Annotated in this window: 13 protein-coding genes; 6 read left to right on the top strand and 7 right to left on the bottom strand. The window is 68.1% G+C overall.

The window, feature by feature from the left end:
- The first annotated feature begins 655 nt into the window (after positions 1-655).
- From ACWGID_RS38770 to ACWGID_RS38750, 5 genes are all read left to right on the top strand, one after another.
- Positions 656-2,086, top strand: a complete 1,431-nt coding sequence (locus tag ACWGID_RS38770) for an extracellular solute-binding protein (RefSeq protein WP_452204361.1) — start codon at positions 656-658, stop codon at positions 2,084-2,086.
- Positions 2,086-3,030, top strand: coding sequence for a carbohydrate ABC transporter permease (locus tag ACWGID_RS38765; protein WP_452204359.1), 945 nt, complete (start codon positions 2,086-2,088; stop codon positions 3,028-3,030). The genes ACWGID_RS38770 and ACWGID_RS38765 overlap by 1 nt, the downstream gene beginning before the upstream one ends.
- Positions 3,027-3,845 carry a carbohydrate ABC transporter permease gene (locus ACWGID_RS38760; RefSeq protein ID WP_452204358.1) on the top strand — a complete coding sequence of 273 codons (819 nt, stop codon included), beginning with the start codon at positions 3,027-3,029 and terminating at the stop codon, positions 3,843-3,845. The genes ACWGID_RS38765 and ACWGID_RS38760 overlap by 4 nt, the downstream gene beginning before the upstream one ends.
- Before the next feature lie 61 nt (positions 3,846-3,906).
- Positions 3,907-5,028, top strand: coding sequence for an ABC transporter ATP-binding protein (locus tag ACWGID_RS38755; protein WP_452204357.1), 1,122 nt, complete (start codon positions 3,907-3,909; stop codon positions 5,026-5,028).
- Positions 5,029-5,065: 37 nt separating this feature from the next.
- Positions 5,066-6,313, top strand: coding sequence for a CehA/McbA family metallohydrolase (locus ACWGID_RS38750; RefSeq protein WP_452204356.1), 1,248 nt, complete (start codon positions 5,066-5,068; stop codon positions 6,311-6,313).
- A 62-nt stretch (positions 6,314-6,375) separates the two neighbouring features.
- Here the strand turns inward: ACWGID_RS38750 and ACWGID_RS38745 are convergent, their stop codons facing one another.
- From ACWGID_RS38745 to ssd, 7 genes are all read right to left on the bottom strand, one after another.
- Positions 6,376-6,813 carry an NYN domain-containing protein gene (locus ACWGID_RS38745; RefSeq protein WP_452204364.1) on the bottom strand — a complete coding sequence of 146 codons (438 nt, stop codon included), beginning with the start codon at positions 6,811-6,813 and terminating at the stop codon, positions 6,376-6,378.
- Between the two features lie 402 nt (positions 6,814-7,215).
- Positions 7,216-7,836, bottom strand: coding sequence for a response regulator (locus ACWGID_RS38740; protein WP_452204355.1), 621 nt, complete (start codon positions 7,834-7,836; stop codon positions 7,216-7,218).
- 990 nt (positions 7,837-8,826) lie between these two features.
- Positions 8,827-9,450, bottom strand: a complete 624-nt coding sequence (locus tag ACWGID_RS38735) for a TadE family type IV pilus minor pilin (protein ID WP_452204354.1) — start codon at positions 9,448-9,450, stop codon at positions 8,827-8,829.
- 63 nt (positions 9,451-9,513) lie between these two features.
- Positions 9,514-10,320 carry a DUF4244 domain-containing protein gene (locus ACWGID_RS38730; protein WP_452204353.1) on the bottom strand — a complete coding sequence of 269 codons (807 nt, stop codon included), beginning with the start codon at positions 10,318-10,320 and terminating at the stop codon, positions 9,514-9,516.
- 106 nt (positions 10,321-10,426) lie between these two features.
- A complete protein-coding gene (locus ACWGID_RS38725) occupies positions 10,427-11,143 on the bottom strand; it encodes a type II secretion system F family protein (RefSeq protein WP_452204352.1) in 717 nt (238 codons plus the stop codon).
- A gap of 861 nt (positions 11,144-12,004) precedes the next feature.
- Complete coding sequence (locus ACWGID_RS38720; protein ID WP_452204350.1) at positions 12,005-13,273, bottom strand: TadA family conjugal transfer-associated ATPase; 1,269 nt, start codon at positions 13,271-13,273, stop codon at positions 12,005-12,007.
- Positions 13,270-14,340 carry a septum site-determining protein Ssd gene (gene ssd / locus ACWGID_RS38715; RefSeq protein WP_452204349.1) on the bottom strand — a complete coding sequence of 357 codons (1,071 nt, stop codon included), beginning with the start codon at positions 14,338-14,340 and terminating at the stop codon, positions 13,270-13,272. The genes ACWGID_RS38720 and ssd overlap by 4 nt, the downstream gene beginning before the upstream one ends.
- Positions 14,341-14,577: 237 nt before the next feature.
- Between ssd and ACWGID_RS38710 the strand changes: the two genes are divergently transcribed.
- Positions 14,578-16,287 carry a glycosyl hydrolase family 18 protein gene (locus tag ACWGID_RS38710; RefSeq protein ID WP_452204348.1) on the top strand — a complete coding sequence of 570 codons (1,710 nt, stop codon included), beginning with the start codon at positions 14,578-14,580 and terminating at the stop codon, positions 16,285-16,287.
- Positions 16,288-16,314 lie beyond the last annotated feature (27 nt).

The raw sequence follows: 16,314 nt of genomic DNA, 5'->3' as shown, positions 1-16,314 counted from the left end.
CCGCCCGCCACGCCCGATCACCGCGGGATTGCCAGGCAGTACGGCGTACCCCCCCCGCCCCGCCCCCCGGGTCCAGATACCCCCCCCGGCCCGGGCCCCCCGCCGCCCCGCCCCCCCCCCGGGGGCCCCGGCCCGTTTTCTCTCCTTCGGATCGACACGTTCTGATTCGGTTGTCTTCTGGTGAATCGAACGACGGTCGTTGCAGTGCTCGGGGATGAGTCCCGGGATGCCCCGCTGCTTGCGCGTCAGCGGGAGCCGGGCTGTGTCGTCACCTCGCGACCGTCAGGTCCGCAGCCGTCACCAGGCGGCCGCGGTCACCACCAACACCAGCAGTCGAGCAGGTCGTCGAGAAGGCAAGCAACTCCGTGGAGCAGTCTCATGTCTGTCACCTCCGATCCACTGAACCGAACGGCAAGACAGTAGCTCCCGTGATCACCCTCTGTATCTACTCAATTACCTGTTGCCACAGAACCTTGAGCATCCTTTAACTCTTTCGCAACGCATCCCGTGGAATCCCGGCTTGACAGTCCGCTGTTGGTTGCCTACAGCACCTGACAACGTTCACTCAGGGTTGGGAAAAAGTCTTCACATAGTCGCCCGAGGATGCCAATGTTTGACCGGCACTGTCGCTGGACCACTTTTGCTAGGAGCCCTGATGCGATCTCTCTCGCGGTTGACCACCGCCGGCGTGCTCGGCGCCGCAGCCCTCGCCCTGCTCACCGGATGCCTCGGGTCGTCCGGGTCCGGCAGCAGCGGCGACCAGGATGCGAACCGGAACGCCGACGCCAAGCAGGTCGAGCTGACCATCGGCTCGAACTCGGTCAAGGGCGGCAAGAGCAGCGCCGGCGCGACCTTCATCTCCGACGTACTGATCCCGAAGTTCGTCGCCGAGCAGAAGGGCAAGGGCGTCGACGTCACCGTCAAGTTCCAGGGCGACGGCTCCGACGACGAGGTCTACAAGCAGAAGCTGTCCCTCGACCTGTCGAACAAGTCCGGACCGGACCTGTTCCAGATCGACGGCATCTGGGTCGGCGAGTTCGCCCAGGCCGGCTACATCAAGCCGCTCACCGACACCGTCGGCGACGCCGGCAAGGTCAACGACTGGGACGGCTGGAAGCAGATCCCGGAGTCGGTCCAGGCGCTGGGCAGCTACAACGGCCAGCGGTACGGCGTTCCCGGCGGGACCGACGGCCGCGTGCTCTACTTCAACAAGAAGCTGTTCCAGCAGGCCGGTCTGCCCGCCGACTGGCAGCCGAAATCCTGGGACGACATCATCTCTGCGGGCCAGGCGCTGAAGAAGATCTCCGGGGTCACCCCGATCCAGATCAACGCCGGCACCGCGATGGGCGAGGCAACCAGCATGCAGGGCGTGCTGCCGTTGCTGGTCGGCACCGGCGCCACCGTGAACGCCGACGGCAAGTGGCTGGGCGACACCCCGAAGCTGCGCCAGGTGCTGGACTTCTACCACAAGATCTACGGCGCCGGTCTCGGTGACCCGGTGCTGCAGCGCGAGGCCAAGGGCCGCGACAAGTCGTTCGCCGAATTCGCCGCGAACAAGATCGGCATCCTGCTGGAGGGCGACTACTTCTGGCGCAGCGTCGTCGAGCCGAAGGCGGGCGTCGCGAAGATGGCCGACCGGGACACCGCCGTCGGCTATGCACTGATCCCGGCCGCCCTGCCGGGTGCCGGCGTGAAGGGTCAGGACTTCGTCTCGATGTCCGGCGGCGGCGCGACCGTGATCAACCCGAACACGAAGTTCCCGCAGCAGGCCTGGGAGCTCATGCAGTTCATGAACTCGGCGGAGATGGTCAAGGCGTCCCTCGACGGCGCGGCCAAGATCACCCAGCGGAACGACGTCAACAGCGAGGTCCTCGCGAGTGACCCGATGTTGAGCTTCGTCGCCCAGAAGGTCCTCCCGATCACGCAGTTCCGTCCCGGCCTGGCGGAGTACCCGAAGATCTCGGCCGCACTGCAGCAGGCCACGGCCGACGTCGTCGGCGGCAAGTCGACGGACGCGGCCGCCCGGGCCTACCAGAAGGCCGTCGAGACCGCGGCCGGCGGCAAGGACAAGGTCGCCGGCAACTGATGACTTCCGCTTCCGCACCTCCGGTGCCCGCCGAACCGGCGCCGGGACGTGGATCGGCGCAACCCCGGGGACCCGCGCGCGACGTCGCGGGACTCGGGGTCCGCCGGGCGCTCGGATTCCTCGCGCCCGCGCTGCTGCTGATCGGCGCGTTCCTGATCTTCCCCGCGCTCTGGACCATCTACATCGGCGTCACCAACTACCGGCTGACCGGCGTCGAGGCCGTGTCGCCGTCGATCGTGGGACTGTCGAACTACACCAAGGCGATCAACGACGCGCTCTTCCACAACGCGTTGTGGCTGACGATGCTGTTCGTCCTCGGCTCGGCGATCATCGGCCAGAACGTCCTCGGCTTCACGCTCGCCTGGATCATGCGGCGCGCCCGTCCCGCGGTCCGGCGTACCGTCGAGGCGTTCGTGCTGCTCGCGTGGATCCTGCCGTCGACCGTGGTCGCGTACTTGTGGGTCGCGTTCTTCGACCGGGACGGCGGCACGCTGAACAGCTTGCTCGGGACTCCCGGGACCGCGTGGCTGATCGACTACCCGATGGCCTGTCTCGTGGTGTTCAACACGTGGCGCGGTACGGCGTTCTCGATGATGCTCTACTCGTCGGCGCTGCAGGCCGTGCCACCGTCGCAACTCGAGTCGGCGCGAATGGTCGGCGCGTCGGGCTGGCAGACGCTGCGGGACGTGGTGTTCCCGCACATCCGCGGCCACGTGCTGACGAACACGCTGCTGATCTCGCTGTGGACGGCGAACGACTTCTCGCCGTTCCTGCTCACCAAGGGCGGGCCGAACCACGAGTCCGAGACCGTGCCGGTCTACATCTACAACGTGGCGCTGCAAGGCGGTGAGCTCGGGTACTCGTCGGCGATCTCGTTCCTGCTGCTGATCGCGAACCTGCTGGTCTCCTTGGTCTATCTGCGGTTGCTTCGGAGGCGGTCATGACGTCCTTTGTGTTGCGCCGCATCGGGTTCTACGTGCTGATCTGTGCGATCACGCTGTTCTTCGCCGTACCGATGTTGTGGATCGCGTCGGCGCCCTTCGACAGCAATCCCGGCCTCGGGGTGCGCTGGCCGGACTGGACTTTGGAGAACGTCCGGAAGACCTTGGACCACCCGTATGCGATGCATTCAATGGTCAACTCGCTGCTCATCTGCGTAACGACCGCGGTGGCTGTGACCGCGTTCGCCGCGCTGGCGTCGTACGCGTTGTCGCGGGTGCGTATCCCGGGACGGGACGCGCTGCTGTACGGGTTGCTGTTGTTGTCGTCGGTGGTGACGGGGACCGCGGCGATGGTGCCGATCTTCGTGATGATGTTCCAGCTCGGGCTGATCGACTCGCGGTTCGGCGTCGCGCTGGTGATGACCGGCGGTCTGTTGCCGGCGGCGATCTTCATCCTGAAGGACTTCGTCGACGCGGTGCCGAAGTCGTACGAGGAGTCGGCGCGGGTCTTCGGCGCGTCCACGGGCCAGATCCTGCGGGACGTCGTACTCCCGGTCGCGCGGCCCGGACTGGCGACCATCATGGTCTGGGCGTTCGTGAACTCCTGGGGCAACTTCCTGGTGCCCTTTCTGCTCATCCGGTCGATCGACAAGCAACCCGGTGCGGTGCTGATGCAGACCCTCACCGACGAGGGCGGCAGCGTGAACCTGCAGGTGCTGCCGGTGTTCTCGCTGCTGTTCTCGATCCCGGTCGTCGTGTTGTACCTGTTGGTGAACTCGCGGTACGGGTTCCGCTTCCACGGAGGGATCAAGAGCTGATGTCTGTCCACAAGGATTGGTTGCTGATGGCGGGCATCTCGCACGAAGGGATCACGGTCTGATGGCGGGCATCGACATCGAGGGCCTCGCGACCGTCTACCCGAACGGCGTCCGCGCCGTCGACGGGCTGGACCTGCACGTGGCCGACGGCGAGTTCTTCGCCCTGCTCGGCCCGTCGGGCTGCGGCAAGACCACACTGCTGCGGACGATCGCCGGCCTGGAGTCCGCGACCGAGGGCACCGTCCGCATCGACAGCGCCGACGTCACCCGCACCGAGCCGGGCAAGCGCGGCGTCGCGATGGTCTTCCAGGACTACGCGCTCTTCCCCCACATGAACGTCTCCGAGAACATCACCTACCCCTTGAAGGTACGCCGAGTTGCCGCGGCCACCCGTACCGCGACAGCCGAGCGCACCGCCGGCGAACTGTCGCTGCAGGGTCTCCTCGAGCGGAAGCCCGGTCAGCTGTCCGGGGGTCAGCAGCAGCGTGTCGCGCTGGCCCGTGCGATCGCCTCCGAGGGCAAGGTGCTGCTCCTCGACGAGCCGCTGTCGAACCTTGACGCCCGACTCCGCCTCGAGGCGCGGACCTTTCTGAAGAAGCTCCAGCGCGACCTCGGCATCACCACGGTCTTCGTCACCCACGACCAGGCGGAAGCCCTGGCTCTCGCCGACCGAATCGCCGTCATGGAGTCCGGCAAACTCCGCCAGCTCGGCTCGCCGCGCGAGGTCTTCGCCCGCCCGGCGAACACCTTCGTCGCCAACTTCATCGGCTCCACGCCGATGAACCTGCTGCCCGGAAAGGTCCTGTCCTCCGCCTCGGACCATTCCGACGCTGCGCAGGGAGCAGTCGCGGTCGCCGGCGGTTCATTGCCTGCGACAACCTTCTCGGTGCCGGTCGACGCCGAGGTCACGGTCGGCATCCGGCCGGAGTACCTCACCCTGGCCGCCGGCGACGTCACCGGCCCCGCCCTCCGCGGCACGGTCGTGGTCGCCGAGAACCTCGGAACCCAGTCGCTCGTCACCGTCGAGTGCGACGACACCCTGGTCGGCGTGACCGTCCCCGAGGAAACCGAACCGTCTCCAGGCACCACGGTCGTCCTCACCGCCCCCGCGTCCCGAGTCCTGCTGTACGACCGGGACTCCGGCGAGCTCCTCGCCCGCCAACCGGCCACCGTCGCCTCATGACCGTTGCCCGAAGCCTTGCGAACTGGGATCTCATCTGATGGCTGTCACCTCCTACCGACGACGCTGGACACTCGATGACCGCGCCGAAACGGTCTGGCACTCGCTTCCGGTGGACATCCCCGCCGACTGCCCGGGCCTCCTGGTCACACTGACTGTCCCGCCGGTCGAGGGCGCGGTCATCGACATCGGCTGCGCGGGCGCGGCCGGCTGGCGCGGCTGGTCAGGAGGTGCGCGCCGGACCTTCGCCATCACCCCCGACGCGGCGACGCCCGGTTACCTCGCCGGCGACCTCGAGCCGGGCACGTGGTGGGTCGTCCTCGGTCTCCACCGAGTACCCGTCGAAGGCGTCGAACTCCTCGTCGAAGCAGTCACCGGTCCCGTCGACACCATCCCCGGCCTGACCGAGTACGCCGACGCTTCCGCGGCCATCGCCGTACCCTCGCGACCTCCTCGCCGTACCCTGCCGGCGTCGTCCGGACTCAAGTGGATCGCGGGCGACTTCCATGCTCACTCGTTGCACTCCGACGGGTCCACGCCGGTCGCCAACCTCGCGGCCCTCGGTGTGTCATCCGGCCTCGACGTACTGGCCGTGACCGACCACAACACGGTCGCCCATCACGCGGAACTCCCTTCCGTCGGTCGTCGCTTCGGCATCGGCCTCATCCCCGGCCAGGAAGTCACCACAGACACCGGCCACGCCAACGCGTTCGGTGACATCGGCTTCATCGACTTCCGCCGACCCGCCGCGACCTGGGTCTCGGAGGTCGCTCAGCGCGGCGGTCTGCTGTCCATCAACCACCCGCTCGGCGGCGACTGCTCCTGGCGTCACCCGCTCCCCGAGCACCCACCGCTCGCGGAGATCTGGCATTCCTCCTGGCTCGATCACACGTGGGGCGGACCTGTCGCCTGGTGGCAGGCCTGGGGCCTCGAAGGCACCACCCCGATCGGCGGCAGCGACTGGCACAACCCGACATCCGTCGGCACGCCGGGCGCGCCCACCACCTGGATCGCCGTCGACGCCTCCGCCGAAGGCCCCGACGAACTCCCTGCAGCCACCCTCGAAGGCCTCGCCGCCGGCCGAACCGCCCTCTCCTGGTCCTACACCGCCCCCGTCCTCCTGCGCGTCGACGACGAACTGATCGCACTGGACGCGCCCAACACCCTTGTCATCTCCCCCGACGGCACCCGCCACGCCATCAACACCTCAGAAGCCCACATCCCCGCCGCCCCGGGCCCCCACCTCCTCGTAACCCACACCGGCAACTTCCTCTCCACCTGCGCCTAACGGAGTCGACGCAGGCTGAGTGGCCGGGCGTGGGCCGTTCGGGACGAGGTCGTTGCGGCCGGTCAGCTGTGCGGTTGTTGAGGTAGCTCGTCCAGCTGATCCAGAAGCCACCGAGGCCCCGTGGCGACAGCACCGGTTGCTTCTATCCGTTGCCGAAGCCCCCGATCCGCGGTGACAACCGTGACCGCGGAATCTTGCGCAACTTCCGCCGTGACGCGAACGATGGTGTCATCACCAGACCCCGGCGCGAGCACCACACGAACCCGACCGGTATCCGGCGCATCCACCCCAGACACCGCCCGACAAGCAGCCCCCTCCAACACCACGATCAGGTCCGTCTCCACCAACTGCTCCTGCAAAACCGCTAGCCGCCCAAGCAGCCGCCGAGCAGCCCCAACCCGGTCCCGCCACCACCCGTCCGGCCGCGACCCCACCACGTTCGCAGCATCAACAACAACCTTCCGCCCACCATCCACAACCCCAGTCTCCTTCCAACCCATCAAGCTCGCCGCACAAACCTCCGACACCCGCGTCGCGTCCTTCGCCCCGACCGGGCCCCTGTCGACCTCAGACACACCCCGACTGCCTTCGTCACGATCCGGACCGCCCAGCGAGCCTCCGACATACTCGCGTCCGCGGTCGTCGCGCCCCGACCGCCTAGCGAACCGCCGACATCCGCCCGACCGTCTTCGTCGCGCCGGATCGCCTAGGAAACCTCCGACGTCCGCCCGACTGCCTTACCGCATAGGCGCCGCCTGTCGAGCCTCTGGGTGTGCCTGGCCTCGCGCGACTCGTCTCGCGACTGCGGACCTGTCACCTTTCGCCGAGCGGCGTCCGGCACGGGCCTAGCAATCAACTAGAGCGAAACGTCGTACACACAGTCGGGCGCCGCGAGCGACGGATCAGTCGAGGAGCCAGCCGTTTTGTTCGGCTACCTGGACCGCGTCGGAGCGGGTGCGGGCGCCCGTCTTGCCGATGGCGGACCACAGTCGAGTGCGGACGACTCGCTCGGATACCTGAAGCTTCCGCGCCATCAATGCGACAGAACCGCCGTCGCGCGCCGCACGGAGGGTGTCGGTCTCGTCTTCGTTCAGCGGAGTCTCGGAGTACCTGAGAGTCTCCGCCTCGAGGTTCGCATCGACGACCCGGAGTCCGAGGTGCACTCGCCGTACCGCATCCGCCAACTGCGGCGCCGGACTGCCCTTCAACGCAAACCCCTTCGCCCCGGCATCGAGCCCACGACGAAGATGCACCGGCCGCCCGTACGTCGTGAGCATCACGACGCGGCACTCGGGCATCGACGTACGCAGCTTGGTCGTGACGGTGATGCTGTTCTGCGCCGGCCCCGCCGCGTCGAGCAGCGCGACGTTCGCCCGGTGTCGCTTCGCCGCGCCCACGACGTCGTCGGTTCGGTTGAGCTCGGCAACGATCTCCAGATCGCGCTCGCGTTCCAGACCGCTCCGGAGCAAACCTCGGCTGAGGATCTGGTCGTCGACCAGCAACAGCCGAATCGGGTCGGGCAAGCGAGCCTCCGAGGTAACCGTCCGGGCGCCGGGGAAGTACGTCCGGGAAAATGAGCAGTACTCGGGTCCCGATTTTGAAGGGCCCGCGAGGACATCGTCCACATCAACGCGTCATCTCTACCAGATTGCGACCAGATCGCGATCACGCCCGCACCCACCCCGATTTGCTGCCCCATCAGGCAGGTCCCGCCCGAGAGGTCGCGGTGAGCACTGGGTGGGCCACCCGCAGATCGAGTTCAAGCGAAACCTCGACCGTCACCACCGCCGAAGTGAGGCTGCAAGCACTCAACCGCACCCCGTTGAGCGCCGCTGTACGAGCCGCCGTCACGCAAGGCCCATCCACTGACACAGCAGGCAATAGTTGCCGATTGCTGGGGGCTAGCGGCGCACGTACGACGAACACACTGCCCGCCTCACCGACCGCTGGAGCAGCCTCACCAGCTGATCGGGGCGCAGCCGGAGAAGGCGTCGTAGTCGGCGCGGGAGTCGCAGGAGGTGGCTGGGCTCTCGGGGAAGCAGTGGCACCTGACGACCAGGTAGTGGCTAGTGGCTGGGCTGTGGCTGCGGACCGAGCGGTGGTTGAGGTCAGGGCGACGGCTAGCGCGGGAGTCCCGGCTGCGGAAGGAGCGAGAGTCGGCGCGGGGATCCACGCTGGTGGCGGAACGGCAGCCAGCGCGGGGGTTGCGGCTTGTGAACTCGCGGCTGTCAGCGACGGGTCGGTGCTTGCGGACGGGTCGGTGGTCGCCGACGGGGCAGTGGTTGCGGACGGCGCGGTGGTTGCGGACGGGTCGGTGGTCAGGGACGGCGTGGTGGTCGTGGACGGGGTGGCTAGGGACTGGGCGGCGCTGAGGGCGGTTAGGTCTGCTGCGGCGGCGAGTTTGTGGCGGGCTGTGGAGATGGCGGACCAGAGGGTTGCGGCTGCGAAGGCGGTGAGCAGGAGTGTGGCGGCGATGAGGGTGTGGAGCGTGGCGCTGCCTCGTTCGGATCGGGTCATGAGGTCTCCGGTTCGGCCTGGAGGGTTGCGGTTGCCGTGATGCGGGTGGGGGTGATGAAGGTGAGGAGCGGCGGCTTGTTGGCGGGGGTGGCTGTGACGGTCACCTGGATGTCTGAGGCCTCGCGGGTGATGGTGACCGAGCCTGTAGGGATGGCTCGGCGGCCGATAGCTTCGGCCTGATCGGGTGGCTCACCCCGCGCGACTGCGCGTGCGACGTCTCGGGCTGCGTCGATGCACTGGATGTTGAGGACGACCAGGCCGATCGCCCAGATACCAAGCATCAGAAGGGCAACCAGTACCGGCAGAGCAATCGCCAACTCCGCCACAACAGCACCACGCTCACGCTCATCCACCTCACGGGCCTGCCCCAGCCATCCGAGCCTGTCCGGGCGGCGACCGGACGTCTTCGTGCCGACCGGAACGCCCGATCCGATCGACGCGCTCGGCCCGACCGGCGTACTCGGCCGGGTGGAGTCGATCGAGCCGGCGGGACGACTGACCTGTTTGGCGCGGGTCCACCTATTGGTCTGGCGTCCGGCTCCGGCCGGGGCTCGCGGATTGGCATAGGTGCGTATGTGCGCGTGAAGTCGTCGTGCGTTGGTGTTGCGGTGGGAAGGCATCCGGGGCTCCTTGGGGTGGCGACCGGCCGGGGAGGGGTAGCCGACCGGTCGCCGGATTGGGGGTTAGAGGTGGACGCCTTCTACGCCGGCTAGCTTCAGGGCGTAGTTGATGAGGGCTTTGAGGGCGTTCATCATCACGGGGGATTTGAGGAGTGCGACGAGGACACCTCCGAGGCCGCAGGCGGCGACGATGGTGATGGCGTACTCCGCGGTTGCGGCGCCTCGCTCTGTTCGTGCACGAAGGTGGTTGAAGGCGCTGGCGCGGAGTCGTCGGACCGAGTGAGGGCTGCGGCAACTAGCCAGGGTGAGGTTGCCGGGTTTGGGGAGCGGCATGCTGAGCGCTTCGGCGAGACGGATGTTGAATGGCTCGGCAGTGCGGATGGTTGCCAGCTCGACAGAGTCCCTGCCGGACAGCGTGTCAGGACGGATGCTGTTGGAGCCGGCGGGGCGGATGTCATCCGACGAGGCTCGGCGGGTGTCGTCGGGCTCGACGGCACAGCCGTCGGCCGGCTCCGCGGTGTAGTTGTCGGCCGGTTGGGTGGTGCGGGTGTCGATGGGCTTCGCGGTGCAGCTGTCGATCGGCTCCGGAGTGCGGCTGTTGACCAGGTTAGCGGTGCGGCCGTCGACGGGCTCCGCGGTGCAGCTGTCGATCGGCTCCGGAGTGCGGCTGTTTACGGGGGCTGCGGTGCGGCTGTTGATGGGTTTGGCAGGAGGAGCGCATTTCAGGTCGGCGGGGTGGGTGGTGGACGGCTTGGTCGGGTGGGTGGTGGGTGGGTTGGCGGAGTTGGTGTTGGGGGGTTCGGTGGCGGTGGGGAGCGGGTGTTGGGTGGGGTTGGGCGGGGTGTGGGGGAAAGTTGTTGGGTTGGGCATGAGGGGCTCCTCGGCGGGTTTGGGGCGATGCGTGGTGGGGGCTTGAATGGAGGATGCCGTTGTTGGGAGGCCTTTTTTATAAGGAGTTTTGGGCTGTGGATGAGGGCTAGGGGTGGAGGAGGTTGGGGATGAGGGCGTCGGCGATGGTGGGGACTATGGAGAGGAGGACGAAGGCTGGGAGGAAGCAGAGGCCGAGTGGGAGGGCGGCGCGGGATTCTGCGGATCGGGCTTGTTGGTCGGCGGTGTGGTGACGGGTGCGGCGGGTCTCGTCGGAGAGGTGTTCGAGGGTTTTGGAGAGGGGCGCGCCGGAGCGGAGGGAACGGGTGATTGCTCGGGCCATGGGGGCGCAGGCGGGTTCGGCGCGGAGGTGGGACCAGGCGGTGGTGGGGTCGGCGCCTAGTGCGAGGTGGTGGGCGATCTTGGTGAAGACGTCGGCGAGTGGGCCGGGGAGGGCTTCGGCCACCAGGGCTAGGGCGTGTTGGGGTGGGCGGCCGGCTCGGAGGCATGCGGCGAGGAGGTCGATGGCCAGGGGGAGGTCGCGGGCTAGTTGGGCGTTGCGTTGTTTGGTGGCGGCTGGTTCTAGGCGGGCGAGGGCTTTGGGGATGGCGTAGTACGCGATCGCGGCCGGGATGACGCCCCAGGGGAGGCCGATGATGAGGAGGGTGGCTAGGGCGGCGACGGTGGCGGCTAGGCGGGCTGGGCGTGGGGTTTTGGGACGGTTGCGGGGCTTGGGTGGGGTCAGGCGGCGGAGGTTGGGGCGGGGCGGGATCAGCAGGTAGGTGCTTAGGGCAACAGATATGGCGGCGGCTGTGGCTTGGGGCATGCGGGAGGCCTGGTCAGGTTGAGGGCTTGGAGAGGTGAGTGGTCCAGTGGAGGCCTGCGGCGGTCAGGGCCAGGCCGGCTGTTAGGCAGAGCCAGCCGGGTGGGGTCGCGGTGAGGAAGGTGAGTGGGTCGGCGCCTAGGGAGTAGCCGAGGGCTATGCCGAAGGTGGGGAGGGTTGCCAGGAGACGTGCGGTGGAGTGCGCGCCTGCGAGGCTGGATTCGGTTTGGCGGTGGATGGCTTCGTCGGCTCGGAGGGAGTCGGCGAGGCGTTCGGTGAGGGTGGCGAAGGCGGCGCCGGATTGTTCGGTGACTCGCCAGGCGGCGGCCAGTGCGCGGAGGCTGGACGCTCCGGGTGCGGTTGATGCTCGGGTCAGGGCGGCGGGGACGTCGGCGCCGAGGTTGGCTGCTGCGTGGGCTACTTGGAGGTCTGGGCTGATTGAGGCGGCGCCTTCCAGTGCCGCTATGGGTGGGCGGCCGGCGGAGAGGTCTGCGGCTAGGACGTCGAGGGCTTCGATGATTTGGGCTCGGCGGGCGGAGGTGGATTTCTGGCGCCGGTGGTGGGCTCGTTGGGTTGCGATTAGGGCTAGGACGGTGGTTGTTGCGAGGGTTGCGACGAGGGCTTGGGGGCCCAGTGCGGCGGTGGCTATGGCAGTTGGTGCGGCCAGGAGCCAGATGCGGGTTCGTGGGGTGCGCCGGCGTCGGCGGGGCGGTTCGGGGTGGGTTGGGTCTGGGCTGGTGCGTTGGTTGCGGGTGAGCTGGCGGCGGGCGGCAGTTGGTTGCAGGCGGTGGAGGCCTGGGGATGGGGGCGGGAGGGCGAGGGCGCAGGTGAGGAGGGCGAGGACAGCCGCGAGGAAGGCTGGGCTCATGTGCCACCGGTCGCGGGTGTGAGCGGTGCGGGAGCGGGCTGTGTATCGGTGGCAGACGCCGATGTCTGCGGCGTGAGCGCAGTGCGGGTGGCTGGGGAGGGTGGGGCGGGTGGCGGTAGTTGGGTGAAGAGGTGGGCGGGTGGGTGGAGGGTGAGGGTGTTGTTGGGGTGGAAGGTGACGGCGGGGTGGGTGGTGAGGGGGCCGGTGGGGGATCTGGTGAAGGTGTGGATTTCGGCTATTCGGCGGTGGCCGGTGGGGGTTCGGGTCAGGTGGATCACGGCGTGGAGGGCGGAGGCTGCCTGGCTGTGGATGGCTTGGGGGGATTGGCCGGCCAGGGCGCCCAGGGCTTCGAGGCGGGCTGGGACGTCGGCGGCTGAGTTGGCGTGGATGGTGCCGCAGCCGCCCTCGTGACCGGTGTTCAAGGCGGTGAGGAGGTCGACCACCTCGGCGCCGCGGACCTCGCCGACGACCAGGCGGTCGGGGCGCATGCGGAGGGCTTGACGGACCAGGTCGCGGAGGGAGATCTCGCCGGTGCCTTCGACGTTCGGCGGGCGGGCCTCGAGGCGGACCACGTGCGGATGGTCGGGGCGGAGTTCGTTGGCGTCTTCGACCAGGACCAGGCGTTCGGACGGGTTCGCCAGGGACAGTAGGGAGTTCAGCAGGGTGGTCTTGCCGGTCCCCGTGCCTCCGCTGATGAGGAACGCTACGCGTGAGTCGAGCAGGTCTTGGAGGATTGCGGCGCCGGGTTGCGGGAGGGCGCCGGCGGCGACGAGGTCGTCGAGGGTGAAGACCTTGCGTGACGGTACGCGGAGCGACAGGCAGGTGCCTGGCGCGGCGATCGGGGCCAACACGGCGTGGAAGCGTGTGCCGTCGGCCAGGCGTACGTCGACGTACGGGGTGGAGTCGTCGAGGCGGCGGCCGGCTGCGGCGGCGAGGCGGGTGGCCAGGCGGCGGATGGCGGGTTCGTCGCCGGTGCGGATGGCGACGAACTCGAGGCCGCGGCCGCGGTCGATGTAGACCTCGTCGGGGCCGTTGACCAGGATGTCGGTCACGCCGGGCTCGGCGAGCAGGCTGTCGAGAGGGCCGGCGCCGAGGGCTTCGCGGCGGAGGGCAGTAACGACGGCCAGGACCATGGCGTCGCCGCAGATAGTGCCGTCGGCGCGGAGGGCTGCTGCCACGTGGACCGGGGTCGGTGCCGCGCCTGTGAGGGCCAACGTGCCGCGGACGCGATCGAGCAGGTCGGCGGGAACGACCGTGCTGGTCATGCGAACACCGAGCTTGCGAGAGCGGATGGGGCGGCCGAGTCGGTGAGATCGAAGAGGTCCAGGAGGGTGGTGGCCGCGCGGGTCAACGGGCTTCTGGGATGCGGGACGAAGTGGCCCTGGTCCATCGCGCGAGGAAGCGTACGGTCGGTGCCGATTTTTGTTGCTACGGGCAATGAGAGGTGGGTTGAGACGTCGGCGGCCGAGAGGCCGGGGCGGGATTCGCGGAGGACGACGCGCAGGTCACCGGCAACGGAACGGAGTGGGCCGGAGAGGCGTTTCGCGGCGGCAACCGAGCGGACGTCGCACGGGATGACGAGGAGGGTGGCGGTGGAGCGGATGAAGCCTTCCTCGACGGTGGGATCGGCGTGCCGGGGCAGGTCGAGGACGACGAGATCGTTGCTGCGTTGGGCGGCGCCGATGACCGAACTCATGGTGTCTGGCGGCAGCACGGTGACATCGGACTGGTCCCAGGACAGGACGGCCAGGCCGTCGATCGAAGGGAGCGCCGAGCGCAAGGCCGACGCGCCGATCCGGCCGGAGGCGTTCAGGAGTTTGGGCCAGCGGTCGCCGGCGTCGCGCTCGATGCCGAGAGCGAGCTCGATGCCGCCGCCGAGCGAGTCGCCGTCGATCAGCATCGTGCGGAATCCACGGCGGTTGCCGAAGACAGCCACCGCAGCCGCGAGCGTGGTGGACCCCGCTCCCCCGCAGCCGCCAACAAACGCCAGCGTGACGGCGGTGCGCGTCGAACCGTCCAAGGCGTCGGCCAGCTTGCCGGCGAGCGTGGTCTCGTCGTCGGGCAGTCGGCAGACCACATCCGCTCCGACGTCGAACGCGCAGCGATAGAGATCGTCCCCGTCCAGCGCCGAGCCGACCACGACGACGCCAGGTCGTTGGGCGGGCTGGAGACGAGCCAGCGGCTCGGCGAGGTCGCGACCGACGACGACCAGGGAACAGGTGTGCCAACTGCGCCGGAGGCCGAGCAGGTCGGGCTCGACCAGCGGTGTGATCGACGCAGCCGCGGCCAGTCTGAGCAGGTCGTCGAGAAGCGCCTCGTTAGTAGTTGCCATGAGCACCGATGGGGTTGGTGAGTTCGTGTCCATGCCTAGAACATGCCGTTGTTCGGCCCGTTCTGAGCACGCGACCGGATCACCTGTGGACAAAGGGCTGTCGGGTTTCCGTCAGCAGCGGGAACCCGCCACGACGAGCCCGCGACTAACCCGCCGGGAACGGTTACGGTTCCTTTCGAAGCGTCTTTAACTAAATTTCACCGGACCGCTTCGCCCCATCGCTCCGGAGGAACTCTGATGAGTCGATTGCGCACGCTCGCCGCCGCGGCCACGGTCGCCGCCACAGCCCTGATCACCGCCGCCGGCGTCTCGCTCGCGAGTCCGGACGCCACCGCGGCCACCACGGCGCCGCAGGCGACCAGCGGTGGCGTCAAGACGGCGTACTTCACCCAATGGGGGATCTACGCCAACGCCTTCTACCCGAAGAACATGGTCACCACCGGCGTCGCCGGCAAGCTGGATTTCCTGAACTACGCCTTCGCGAACATCGACCCCACCAACCACACCTGCTTCATGGCGAACAAGGCCGCGTCGCAGGACGAGAACAACCCGAGCGCCGGAGACGGCGCAGGGGACGCGTTCGCCGACTACGGCAAGTCGTACGGCGCCGACATCAGCGTCGACGGGGTGGGTGACGTCTGGAACCAGCCGATCCAGGGGAACTTCAACCAGCTGAAGAAGCTCAAGGCGAAGGCCCCGAACCTGAAGATCCTGATCTCGATCGGCGGCTGGACCTACTCGAAGTACTTCTCCGACGCCGCTTCCACCGACGCGAAGCGCAAGGCCTTCGTGAGCTCTTGCGTGAACATGTTCGTGAAGGGCGACCTCCCGGTGATCGACGGGTTCGGTGGTCCCGGCTCGGCGGCCGGCATCTTCGACGGTGTCGACATCGACTGGGAGTACCCCGGGTCGCCGAACGGCCACGTCGGCAACCACTACAGCGCCGCCGACAAGCAGAACTTCACGCTGCTACTGGCCGAGTTCCGCGCGCAACTCGATGCCTATGGCAAACAGAGCGGCAAGAAGTACTACCTGACCGCCGCGACCCCCGCCGGTCAGGACAAGATCGCGACGATCGAGACCGACAAGGTCGGGCAGTACCTCGACTACAACAACGTGATGTCGTACGACATGCACGGCGGCTGGGAGGCCACCGGGCCGACGAACTTCCAGGACCCGCTGTACACGGCGCCCAACGACCCGAGCAACCCGATCCCACCGGGTCAGGGGAAGTACTCGATCGACTCCGCGGTGAAGGCGTGGACGAAGGGCGACTCGGCGTACGGCATCCCCGGTGGGTTCCCGGCGAACAAGCTGAGCATCGGATATCCCTTCTACTACAGGGGATGGAAGGGCGTTGCGGCCACGGACAACGGCAAGTACCAGACTGCGACCGGACCGGCCGACGGTCACGCGATGAGCGGCAACGTGCCCGGAGTGTCGTTCTACAAGGAGCTGACCGGTTTCGTGGACAGCCCGGTGGCGACGCACTTCGACGATGTCACGAAGTCGTCGTGGTTCTACAGCAACGGCACCTTCTGGTCCGGTGACAACGCGCAGTCGATCAAGGCCAAGGCCGACTACCAGCACTGCAACGGACTGGCCGGCGCGATGATGTATTCGCTCGAGGCGCTCGACCCGAACGTCACCCTGTTCAACAACGTGGTCGACGCGGTCAACGCAGACACCGCGGGCTGCAGCGGACCACCTACTACCACTCCGCCGACGACGCCTCCCACGACGCCGCCGACCACTCCGCCCACCACACCGCCCACGACTCCCCCGACCACTCCACCGGGTACGGCGGCTCCGTGGGCCCCGAACACGGCGTACGCGACCGGTGCGCTCGTGACCTACAACGGCGTCACCTACAAGTGCATCCAGGGCCACACGTCCCTGACCGGCTGGGAACCGCCGAACGTCCCCGCACTCTGGGGCCGGGTCTGATCAAGTACCGCCCACTGATCGGAGCAT

Source organism: Kribbella sp. NPDC054772 (genome assembly GCF_053611945.1).
Note: the sequence above shows the minus strand (reverse complement) of the source record. Positions and strands in the feature narration are given on the sequence as shown.

Bases quoted from the DNA above. Each gene is read 5' to 3' on its own strand.
- ACWGID_RS38720 (WP_452204350.1), bottom strand. From the start codon at position 13,273: ATGACCAGCACGGTCGTTCCCGCCGACCTGCTCGATCGCGTCCGCGGC.
- ACWGID_RS38735 (WP_452204354.1), bottom strand. From the start codon at position 9,450: ATGCCTTCCCACCGCAACACCAACGCACGACGACTTCACGCGCACATA.
- ACWGID_RS38760 (WP_452204358.1), top strand. From the start codon at position 3,027: ATGACGTCCTTTGTGTTGCGCCGCATCGGGTTCTACGTGCTGATCTGT.
- ACWGID_RS38765 (WP_452204359.1), top strand. From the start codon at position 2,086: ATGACTTCCGCTTCCGCACCTCCGGTGCCCGCCGAACCGGCGCCGGGA.
- ACWGID_RS38755 (WP_452204357.1), top strand. From the start codon at position 3,907: ATGGCGGGCATCGACATCGAGGGCCTCGCGACCGTCTACCCGAACGGC.
- ACWGID_RS38725 (WP_452204352.1), bottom strand. From the start codon at position 11,143: ATGCCCCAAGCCACAGCCGCCGCCATATCTGTTGCCCTAAGCACCTAC.
- ACWGID_RS38745 (WP_452204364.1), bottom strand. From the start codon at position 6,813: ATGGGTTGGAAGGAGACTGGGGTTGTGGATGGTGGGCGGAAGGTTGTT.
- ACWGID_RS38770 (WP_452204361.1), top strand. From the start codon at position 656: ATGCGATCTCTCTCGCGGTTGACCACCGCCGGCGTGCTCGGCGCCGCA.
- ssd (WP_452204349.1), bottom strand. From the start codon at position 14,340: ATGGCAACTACTAACGAGGCGCTTCTCGACGACCTGCTCAGACTGGCC.
- ACWGID_RS38730 (WP_452204353.1), bottom strand. From the start codon at position 10,320: ATGCCCAACCCAACAACTTTCCCCCACACCCCGCCCAACCCCACCCAA.
- ACWGID_RS38710 (WP_452204348.1), top strand. From the start codon at position 14,578: ATGAGTCGATTGCGCACGCTCGCCGCCGCGGCCACGGTCGCCGCCACA.
- ACWGID_RS38750 (WP_452204356.1), top strand. From the start codon at position 5,066: ATGGCTGTCACCTCCTACCGACGACGCTGGACACTCGATGACCGCGCC.